Here is an 8377-nt window from a genome sequence, read left to right as displayed (position 1 = left end):
AACCTGCGACACGGGCCTTTGGCGCGCGGTGGCAGTGGACATCGGCATCGCCGGCCTGCTGATCCCCGAGCCGCTCGGCGGCGCGGGCGCCTCCTACCGCGAGCTCGCCGCCGCGGCCGAACAATTCGGCGCCGCCGTGGCGCCCATCCCCTACCTGGGCAGCGCGGCCGTCGCGACCGCGGTGTTGCTCCGCGCGGCCATGGACGCTGTCTCCCCCGGGGGGACGACCCCTGGACCTCCTGGAGCGGCGGCCGTCTCCCCGGGTCGCGCGGCCTCCGCCAACCCGCCGCCCGCCTCGCCTGCCGCGGACCTGCTGCGGCGGCTGGCGGACGGCGCCGTGACGGCCGTGCTCGCCGTGTCGGCCGCCACGCGCCCCGGCGGGCCGTTCCCGGACCAGGTGCGGGTAGCCGGATCCGATGCGGCCGGACTCGTGACGCTGCGCGGGACCGTGCCGGCGGTGCCTGACGCGCTGCCCGCCGACGTGCTCCTGGTGCCGGCCGAGGGCGTCCCGAACGGCCTGTACCTGGTCGAAGCCGGCGCGCCGGGCCTGCACCGCACGCCGATGGTGTCGCTGGACATGACCAGGCAGCTGTGCGACGTGTCGCTGGACGACGCCCCCGCGCGCCAGGTCGCGGTCGGCGCCGCCGCCGAGGCGGCGGTCGGCGCGGGGCTGACCGCCGGCGCCGCGGTCATCGCCGCCGAGCAGCTCGGCGTGGCACAGCGGTGCCTGGACATGACCGTGGCCTACGTGCGGGAACGCCGTCAGTTCGCCCGCCCCGTTGGCTCGTTCCAGGCGCTCAAGCACCGGCTCGCCGACCTGTGGACCACGATCACGCTCGCTCGGGCGGCGTCGCGGTACGCGGCGGCCTGCCTGGCCGCCGGCGACCCGGACACCCCGGTCGCGGTGGCGCTCGCGAAGTCGTCCTGCTGCGAGGCCGCGGTGACCGCCGCCCAGGAGTGCGTGCAACTGCACGGCGGGATCGGCTTCACCTGGGAACACCCCGCGCACCTGTACCTCAAGCGGGCGAAGGCGGCGTCGGTGGCCTTCGGCACGCCCGGCGCGCACCGCGATGCCCTCGCGGCCCTGGTGAATCTCCCGGCCCCTGGGGCGTAACCGGGCCGCTACGCCCCGCCCGCACGCCGCCCGGCCGCGCCCTGCCCGGCGCCGCTGTGCTCCGGCTGGTCGGCCACACCGGTCCGCTGCGACGGCACCTGCGCAGGCGGCTCGGTGAACGTCGCAGGGGCCTCCCGGTTCGGGGAGACGCTGCGGCCGCCCTCTGCCACGTGGACCCCGCCGAGCACGGGACCGGGCATGTCGGTCTCCATGTGATGCGCCCACAGCGGATGCTCTCCGAGCCACAAGATCCCGCCCAGCCAGATCGCCAGGCACACCACGGCGACCACGACGATGACCCATATCGCCGTCGGCGATGCCGTCGTCTTCACTGCCTCGATCATGGCTGGCCTCCTCGCCAGCACCATCCGTCACTGACATCCCTACCCAGACTCGGCGCCCTGACCACAGTCCCGCTCCGCCGCCGACGTCACCCACGGTGGGTGATGCCAGGCCCGCCCCCTGGCGGGCACAATCCGTGCGGCTGTCCCGCGCAGCTCACCGCTGGGGGAAGGGGACAGGGCCTTGAATCTGCTGCTCGAAAAGCTCGGCGGCGTCGCCGCCAGAAGACACTGGGTCTTCATCATCTGCTGGGTGGCCGTCCTCGGCGGCCTGCTCGGCGCCAAGCACGCGTTCGGCGGCGAGTACGTCAACAACTACACGATCTCCGGTAGCGACTCCGCGACCGGCCTCAACGTGCTGAACAGCACGTTCCCGCAGCAGGGCGGGTACGGCGGGCAGATCGTCTTCCACGCCAGGAGCGGCACGGTCAGCGCGCAGGAGTCGGCGGTCGACCAGTCGGTCACCAACGTGTCCAAGCTGCCCGATGTCATCAAGGCGGTCAGCCCGTTCGCCTCCGCCGACACCGGCGCCGTGTCCAAGGACGGCACGATCGCGTACGCCAGCGTGTCCTGGAGCGTGAACCCGGACTCGCTGGACACCGCCTACCTGGACAAGCTGAACAACGCGGTGGCGCCCGCCACGAAGGCGGGCCTGCAGGTCGCCTACGGCGCCGGGGCCGGCGAGATCGGCCAGCAGACCAAGGACCTCTCCTCGGAGGTCATCGGCCTGGCCCTGGCGCTGGTGCTGCTGCTGATCATGTTCGGCTCGCTGATCGCGGCCGGCATCCCGCTAGTGGCGGCCCTGTTCAGCGTGCTGTCCGGCCTCGCGCTGCTCGGGCTGCTGGCCCGCGTGATCACCTTCCCGACCACGGCGCCGACGATCGCGACGCTGCTCGGGCTCGGGGTCGCCGTGGACTACGGGCTGTTCCTTGTGGCCAGGAACCGCGAGCAGCTGGATAACGGGATGGAGGCCGTGCGCTCGATCCGGCGCGCCGCGGGCACGTCAGGAGCCGCGATCGTGGTGGCGGGCAGCACGGTCGCCGTCTCCGTCCTTGGCTTGTACATCTCCGGGGTCGGCTTCGTCGGCTCGCTCGGCCTGGCCGCGGCGATCGTCGTCGTGGTCACGATGATCTCGGCGCTGACCCTGGTGCCCGCGTTCATGGGGCTCGCCGGGGAGAGCGTGCGGGCCGTGACCGCCCGTGTCCGGGCGCGCAAGGCCGGGCTGACCGCCCGGCAGCAGGCCGCGCAGACCGCCGCGGCCACGCACGAGCAGCACGAGCACAGCGCGTTCGCCCGATGGGGGCGGATGGTAAGCGACCGGCCCTGGCCATGGGGAATCGCCGCACTCGCGGTGCTCGTCGTGCTGGCGATCCCGCTGTTCTCGATCACGCTTGGCCAGCCGGACAACGGGACACAGCCGACGTCCAGCACAAGCCGGCAGGCTTACGACCTGATCTCGCAGGGCTTCGGCGTCGGCGTCAACGGGCCGCTGACCGTCGTCGTGAAACTCCCCAACCAGTCGAGCTCGGCGAACAGCTCGCTGCTGTCCACCATGCAGTCCGACATCGCCAAGACTCCCGGCGTCGCCTCGGTCACGCCCGCGTCAGTCAACTCCGCCGGCACAACCGCGGTGTTCAACGTGATCCCGACCACCCGGCCGCAGGCCACGCAGACCACCGCGCTGGTCAGCACGCTGCGCGACGACGTGCTGCCGAAGGAGCACGCGACCAGCTACGTGACCGGCACGACGGCGGGGGCCGTCGACTTCACCAACCAGATCACCAGCAGGCTGGCATGGCTGATCGTCGCCGTCGTCGCGATCTCGTTCTTCCTGCTGACCGCGGCGTTCCGGTCGATCGTGATCGCGACCAAGGCGGCCGTGCTCAACATCTTGTCGATCGGCGCGGCGTACGGCGTCATCGTCGCGATCTTCGAGTGGGGCTGGGGCAAGAGCGTGATCGGCCTGCAATCGACGCTGCCGATCCCCGCCTACGTGCCGATGCTGGTGTTCTGCATCGTGTTCGGGCTGTCGATGGACTACGAGGTCTTCCTGCTGTCCCGGGTGCACGAGGCGTGGCTGACCACGGGGGACGCGCACCGCAGCGTCGCGATCGGGATCGGGGCGACGGCCCGGGTGATCACGACCGCGGCGCTCATCATGATCGCGGTGTTCACCAGCTTCGTGCTTAACCCGGACCCGACGGTGAAGATGCTCGCGATCGGGATGGCGTTCGCGGTGCTCATCGACGCGTCCCTGGTCCGGATGATCCTGGTCCCGGCGATCATGTCGCTGCTCGGCTCGCACGCCTGGTGGCTGCCGCGCTGGCTGGCGCCGGTGGTGCCCAACCTGCAGCTGGAGAGCTCTGTCGCGGTGCCCGAGCCGCGGCCGGCCGCCAGCGCTGAGCGCGTCACGCCGGACGAGCCGGTCGCGAACGACAAGCCGCAGGCGCGTTAGCCCGATGCCCGCGGCCGCCGCCGCGGGCTTGCCGCCGCCCGGGTGGCATGGGACAGTGAGGCCCATGGCATCGCTTGACGGGAAAGTCGTCCTTGTTACCGGCGCGACGGACGGGCTCGGGCGGGCGCTGGCCGCCGACCTCGCCCGCGACGGAGCCACGGTGCTCGTGCACGGCCGCGACCCCGGCCGGATCGCGGACACCGTCCGCGAGGTCGCCGCGCACGGCTCTGCCGACCGCTTGCGCGCCTACCAGGCCGACTTCGAAAGCCTCGCCGGGGTGCGCGCGCTCGCGGCGGCGGTGACCGCGGCCGAACCGCGGCTCGACGTGCTTGTCAACAACGCCGGCGTCGGCACCGCGAACCCAGGCGGCGGCGTCCGGCAGGAGAGCGCCGACGGGTACGAGCTGCGGTTCGCGGTCAACTACCTGGCCGGGTACGCGCTGACCCGGTTGCTGCTGCCGCTGCTGCGCGCGTCGGCGCCGTCGCGGATCGTCAATGTCGCCTCGCTCGGGCAGCAGGCGATCGATTTCGGCGACGTCATGCTGACCGAGGACTACGACGGGCTGCGCGCCTACCGGCAGAGCAAGCTCGCGCAGATCCTGTTCACCTTCGACCTGGCGGCCGAGCTCGACGGCACCGGGGTGAGCGTCAACGCGCTGCACCCGGCGACGTTCATGCCGACCAAGCTCTCCCACGCCGCGCCGATCAGCACGATCGCCCAGGGCGCCGAGGCGACGATGCGGCTGATCGCCGCGCCGGCCGAGCAGACGGGCACCGGCAGGTACTTCAACGGCCTGGACGAGGCCCGCGCGGACGACCAGGCCTATGACCCCGCGGCGCGCCGTCAGCTGCGCGAGCTGTCCGAGAAGCTCACGGGGCTGTAGGGCCGGGCACGCCTAGCCGGCCGGGATGCTCGCCACGTCGACCGCCTCGAGCTCGCCCGAGCCGTAGTTCGACACGAGCACCGTCCCGTCCGGGTCAGCGGCCATGTCGCGGGGGAACAGCCCCGACCGGATGTGACCGATGACCGCCGGCCGTCCGGCCAGCGCGGCCGCCACGTTCACCACGTCCAGGTTCGCGCTCTGTCCGGTGACGTCGAACCGGTTGGAGTCGGCGACCACGATCAGCGAGCCGCCGCGGGCGGCGGCCAGCCCGACCGGGGCCTCGCCCACCCGGACGATCGCCACCAGGGCGCGCGCCGGATCCGAGGTCAGCCGGGCCGCGGCAAAGCACAGCAGGTCATCGCTGGCCCGCGCGGTCACCCACACCTGCGTCCCGTCCGCCGACGTGATGACACGGACCGGCTCGCAGCCAGCGTCCACGGTGGCGACCACCGACGTGGCGGGATCCGTCTCCGCCCGCGCCAGGTCGGCCACCGTCAGCGTTCCCGTGTCGGCGCCATCGCCGCCGCCCTCGCTCGTCGCGTAGAGCCAGCGCCCGTCGGGGGAGACGGCGATGCCGACCGGCGCCAGCTCGAGCGGGATGCTGCCCACGTAGTCGGCGGGACCGAAGCCGTGGGCGAGCGCCTTGGCGAGGTTGAACACCACCGCCCGGTGCGCGTCCTCCAGGGTGACGAACGCGTAAGCGCCGTCAGGGGAGACCGCGACCTCGATGGCGCCGCCCGCGCCGGCCGCGCTGGCCGGCGCCTGCAGCGTGCCCAGCACCGCGCCGGCCGTGCCCTGTTCGGCGCGGGCGACGCTGATGACCACCGCGCCGGTGCCGTCGGCCGCCAGCAGGTACCGGCCGTCGCTGGTGATCGTCTCGCCGAGCGGGCTGGCCGGCGCCACGGGGATGGTCCTGACCGGAACGGGGGCAAGCGCGGCGCCCACGCGCAGCACCTCGATCGAGGCGGCAGCGGCGACGAACGCCCAGTGCCCGCCGGGGGTCACCGCGACACCGAACGGCATAGCCTCGATGCCGGCCATCGCGGCCCTGGTGTCGACCATCGCGCCCTTAATGCCGACCATCGCGGTGCGGACCGCGGTCAGCGCGGGGGACTTGGACACGGTGGTCGCGCAGCCCGGCGACGTCAGCGCCCGCGAAGGGAGCGGGGGAGGAGCCGGGGAGGCGGCGACCGTAGCCGCGGGCCGGGCGGCCGCCGTGCTGGCGCCGGACCCTGGCGCTGACGGATGCGCGGACGACGAGGTGCACCCCGCGCAGACGATCAGCGCGGCGACACAGCACATCGCCGCCGCGCGCGCCCCCGTCCCGGCAGGCCGCATGCCGTCATCGTAATGCCACGGTCCGTTCGGGATAACCGGTTTGAGCTCAGCCGGTGACCGAGCCGGCGGGCGGAATCGTGCCAGGACCCCTGGTGTTGCAGGCCAGCGCGGCGGAGTCGGTGTCGACGAGCGGCTTTGCCAGGGCCGGCGGGGTGGCGAACGCGGGGCCGGACAGGTCGAGCATGTCGAGCATGTTGTTGGCGTTCGCGTCCCGGCGGGTCAGTGCCGGCAGGTTCCACTTGGTCTCGACCAGCTTGAGGACGCTGGTGTGGTCGAAGACGTTGTGCGAGACGTAGCCCCGGCGCGCCCAAGGGGACACGACCACGCACGGGACACGGAAGCCGTAGCGGCCGAAGCCGTCGTACTTCGGCCCGCCGAGCAGGGGCTGGGGCTGGATGTCGTCCGGCGGCACGGCCTTGGGCGGCGGCACGTGGTCGTAGTAGCCGCCGTGCTCGTCGTAGTTCAGGATCAGCGCCGTGCTGCCCCACTTCGGCCCGGTCATCACCGCGTCGATGACCTTGGCGGCGAACGCCTCGCCTTGGGCGATGTTCTGCGGGTCCTCCTCGGAGGTGGTGACGTAGTCCGGTTCCACGATGCAAAAGCCTGGCAGCGTGCCGTCGGCCGCGTCGGTGAAGAACTGGTCGATCTTTTTCAGGCGCAGCGAGTTCAGCGGGTCCTTCACGAACAGGTACGGCCACAGCAGCGTGCACGGTGTCGTCGACCAGTAGTCCCGCCAGCTGATGCCGTGGGCGTTGAGCGCGTCGAAGATCGTGCCGTTCTTCGGATACGTGGCCAGGTCGAATGCCTGGTCGTCGTTGACCATGCCCAGCGAGGTGGCCGCCATCAGGTAGCGCCGGTTCGGCCAGGTCTGCCCGAGCACCGAGCAGAAGTAGCGGTCCGCGATCGGGAAGACCGACGCGAGCGAGTAATAGAACGGCTGGTCGGCCTGCTGCCAGTAGCCCATGGCGACCGCGCCGGAGGCCTCGACGAAGCCCTCGTTCTTGCCGCCGTCGTAGGAGGTGTGGCTCGCTTCCCAGGTCTGGGTCGGGCTCCCGGACAGCTGGCAGGTGGTCGGCATGCGGAAAGCGTGCTGAATCTTCGCCCCGCCGGAGTAAGGGTTGCTGGCGGTGGGCTTGCCGTCCGCGCCGAGCGTGAAGCCGTCCGCGCCGGGCCTGGCCAGCATGCCCAGCTTGTTGTCGTAGGAGTGGTTCTCCATCATCAGCACGACGACGTGCTCGAGCTGCGGGATCGTGTCGGTGCCCGGCGCCAGGTCCGGGTAGGGGAGCGAGCCGGGCTCGCGCGGCGCCGCTCCGCTGGCGCCGCCCGCCAGCGCCCACGCGGCGGGCGCGGCGGTGACCGCGGCGAGCCCCTTCAGCACCCCGCGCCGTGCCGGGCCCGCGGGCGCTCCGGCGATGTCGCCGGTCGCGCTGGCCTGGCTAGTGCCGGTCCTGTCCATCGGGCCTCCCGCTGCAGCCGTCACGGACGTCGTGCCCGCCTATGGGACGCTTCGACCGTCAGTGTGCCAGCGGCGGGCTTCGGGCGCTAGTGAGCCGGTCCCCGGTTGCGGGGTCAGCGTGCAGTCGCCTGCCCCGGCCCCGCGCTGTCCCGGCTGCCCCGGGTGCGGCGCGGTGTCCCCCGCCGCCGGGCCCCGCGTGTACCCTGCGCCCCCCTGCGTCGCGCGCCCGGCGGGATGCCTGAATTAACTGCCCAGGGGATGAGGCCTGACGCTTGACTCAGGCATCTGCGCGCGGCGGTCGCGGCTGCCCGGCACGGGTGCCCGCGGATGAGCCGGATCTGTGCCCGGCCGTGACCCCCCGCCGTCCCCTGCCGCCCGTGCCGCTGGCGTGCCCGCCCGGGGGATGCGCTTCATGATCATGGTCCATGGGCGGTTTCCGGTAGGTGGTTCACCGCTGGACGGGGGAATGTCCGCTATGTGCCCGCCGCTGGCGGGGTTGGCCCGTGACCTGCCCTGCGCCGCAAAGGGGCCAGCGGCCACGGCCGGCACCTTCTGTGACCGAAGACCGCTCACGTGGTGACCGCAGCACTCACGGCCGGCTCACTAGCCCAGCGGCGCGGTCGTCCACGCGGCCGGATTCGTGCCGAGGAATTGGGTCCGCGCGAGCACTCCGAGCACCCCGCCCAGTTCCGCGCTGCCCGGCAGCGGCGCGTCGACGCTGACGGCGTTCCTGGCCCGGCCCCAGTGCGTGTAGCCGGGTGATCGCCGCCTGCGCGAGGTCGTCAGCGCC

At 72.7% G+C, this 8377-nt stretch carries 8 protein-coding genes; 4 read left to right on the top strand and 4 right to left on the bottom strand.

Going from position 1 to position 8377, the window contains the following annotated elements; translation table 11 throughout:
- Positions 1-1114 (top strand): acyl-CoA dehydrogenase family protein (locus tag Q1N79_RS23780; RefSeq protein ID WP_300612586.1); only part of this gene is annotated, 1114 nt, incomplete at its 5' end.
- A gap of 8 nt (positions 1115-1122) precedes the next feature.
- On the opposite strand, the gene Q1N79_RS23775 is transcribed toward Q1N79_RS23780, so the two are convergent.
- Complete coding sequence (locus Q1N79_RS23775; protein WP_300612585.1) at positions 1123-1458, bottom strand: hypothetical protein; 336 nt, start codon at positions 1456-1458, stop codon at positions 1123-1125.
- Positions 1459-1639: 181 nt separating this feature from the next.
- On the opposite strand from Q1N79_RS23775, the gene Q1N79_RS23770 reads away from it, so the two are divergent.
- On the top strand, positions 1640-3910 hold the full coding sequence (locus Q1N79_RS23770) for an MMPL family transporter (RefSeq protein WP_300612583.1): 2271 nt from the start codon (positions 1640-1642) through the stop codon (positions 3908-3910).
- A 64-nt stretch (positions 3911-3974) separates the two neighbouring features.
- The gene (locus Q1N79_RS23765; RefSeq protein ID WP_300612581.1) at positions 3975-4793 is read left to right on the top strand and encodes an SDR family NAD(P)-dependent oxidoreductase; all 819 of its coding nucleotides are present in this window, start codon (positions 3975-3977) and stop codon (positions 4791-4793) included.
- A 12-nt stretch (positions 4794-4805) separates the two neighbouring features.
- On the opposite strand, the gene Q1N79_RS23760 is transcribed toward Q1N79_RS23765, so the two are convergent.
- A complete protein-coding gene (locus tag Q1N79_RS23760; RefSeq protein ID WP_300612579.1) occupies positions 4806-5855 on the bottom strand; it encodes a YncE family protein in 1050 nt (349 codons plus the stop codon).
- 10 nt (positions 5856-5865) lie between these two features.
- On the opposite strand from Q1N79_RS23760, the gene Q1N79_RS23755 reads away from it, so the two are divergent.
- The gene (locus Q1N79_RS23755) at positions 5866-6144 is read left to right on the top strand and encodes a hypothetical protein (RefSeq protein WP_300612577.1); all 279 of its coding nucleotides are present in this window, start codon (positions 5866-5868) and stop codon (positions 6142-6144) included.
- 33 nt (positions 6145-6177) lie between these two features.
- Here the strand turns inward: Q1N79_RS23755 and Q1N79_RS23750 are convergent, their stop codons facing one another.
- Entirely contained in the window at positions 6178-7587 is a 1410-nt protein-coding gene (locus Q1N79_RS23750; RefSeq protein ID WP_300612575.1) for an alkaline phosphatase family protein, read from the bottom strand.
- A 603-nt stretch (positions 7588-8190) separates the two neighbouring features.
- On the bottom strand, positions 8191-8377 hold a 187-nt coding region (locus tag Q1N79_RS23745), incomplete at its 5' end, for a hypothetical protein (protein WP_300612573.1).

It is taken from the genome of Trebonia sp. (assembly GCF_030042015.1).
Taxonomy (GTDB): domain Bacteria; phylum Actinomycetota; class Actinomycetes; order Streptosporangiales; family Streptosporangiaceae; genus Trebonia.
This window is presented reverse-complemented; position numbering and strand designations above follow the sequence as displayed.

What these genes read in the sequence shown, in the direction of transcription:
- Q1N79_RS23775 (WP_300612585.1), bottom strand. Translation starts at nt 1,458, where the DNA reads ATGATCGAGGCAGTGAAGACGACGGCATCGCCGACGGCGATATGGGTC.
- Q1N79_RS23765 (WP_300612581.1), top strand. Translation starts at nt 3,975, where the DNA reads ATGGCATCGCTTGACGGGAAAGTCGTCCTTGTTACCGGCGCGACGGAC.
- Q1N79_RS23760 (WP_300612579.1), bottom strand. Translation starts at nt 5,855, where the DNA reads ATGGTCGACACCAGGGCCGCGATGGCCGGCATCGAGGCTATGCCGTTC.
- Q1N79_RS23755 (WP_300612577.1), top strand. Translation starts at nt 5,866, where the DNA reads ATGCCGACCATCGCGGTGCGGACCGCGGTCAGCGCGGGGGACTTGGAC.
- Q1N79_RS23750 (WP_300612575.1), bottom strand. Translation starts at nt 7,587, where the DNA reads ATGGACAGGACCGGCACTAGCCAGGCCAGCGCGACCGGCGACATCGCC.